1 protein-coding gene is annotated in these 1,197 nt (G+C 37.0%); it reads right to left on the bottom strand.

The window, feature by feature from the left end; all coding sequences use genetic code 11:
- Positions 1-865: PAS domain-containing protein (locus AC1DVJ_RS31050; RefSeq protein WP_477596802.1), on the bottom strand; the 865-nt coding region annotated here is incomplete at its 3' end.
- Positions 866-1,197 lie beyond the last annotated feature (332 nt).

Genomic DNA, 1,197 nt, shown 5'->3' with positions numbered 1-1,197 from the left:
CTTCTACGCTAGTCCCATCTTTGTGGGTAATGGCGATTTCGATGTTGTTGGATTCGCCTTTTATCGATTCTTCAAACAGATGCAATGTTTTCTCCTGATCTGGAGTGACAATGAAGTGAATGAACGATTGATTATGAAGTTCTTCCTTCTGATAGCCCATGATCTCCTCAGTTATGGGATTACTATGAAGCATACGCCCGTTTAAGTCTAACGAAAAAATGGCATCAGAATTATGATCTACAAGCGACTTATAGCTTTGCTCACTTTCTTCCAACAGCCGTTGGGCTCGCTTTCGCTCAGATATATCCCTACATATAAGCTGTTCGGCCGGTTTACCAAGGAATACGATAGGAACTCCTCGAACCTCTACATCAATAACTTGATGATCCAAGCGAATAAATTTCTGATCCATGGGATTCGTTGGTTTTCTTTCCTCTGTGGCTTGTCTAATTCGTTCCTTTGCAATGTCTATAAAGTCGGGGTGAACGATACTAATTACTGGTTGACCTATAAGTTGCTCTGGACTAGTAGCGCCGAATATTCTAGTTCCAGCAGGGTYAATAAAGACTATTCTTCCTTGACTGTGAACGAGTACCGGTTCAGGAGAATAATCCACAAGTACCCGATAACGTTCTTCGCTTTCAATGAGTATCTTTTTTATACGTCTAATCCAAAAATAAAGAATCAAGGCCGTGCTTAGAACATAGAATAGCCCCTTCGATGAATGTATAGTAATTGCACCTGACATGTTCAGTAAATCCATTAATCTATCAGATAGTATCACACATAGACTGCCGACAAGCATATAGACAAAAGTGATTTTAAAAGGAGTATTGAGCAATTGTTTCTCTGACTTATTACGCATATATATATAACTTCCTTAATCCTGCGAATTTATTGTGAACATACTAGAAAAAAAGTTATTATCTAGTTGATTATACCAGTTTTTTTCTGAAATTCTCATTAAATATTTCTCCCATATTAATCTTTTTGCCAGCAGGAAATTACTGTAAGGATTATTATTCCGCTAAATAAAATTCGAGTTATTATATTATTCATGGTTAAGGAATATTCTGAAAAGGGATGAGTTAGTTTATACTTCGAAAATGAAAGGCGGCGATTCTCATGATGAGATATTTATCGATGCTGGGAAATTACTTACTCTATTTGTCGGTCATCATTGTAGTGATATTCCTC

This window comes from Paenibacillus sp. P4_A9 (assembly GCF_056402415.1).
This window is presented reverse-complemented; position numbering and strand designations above follow the sequence as displayed.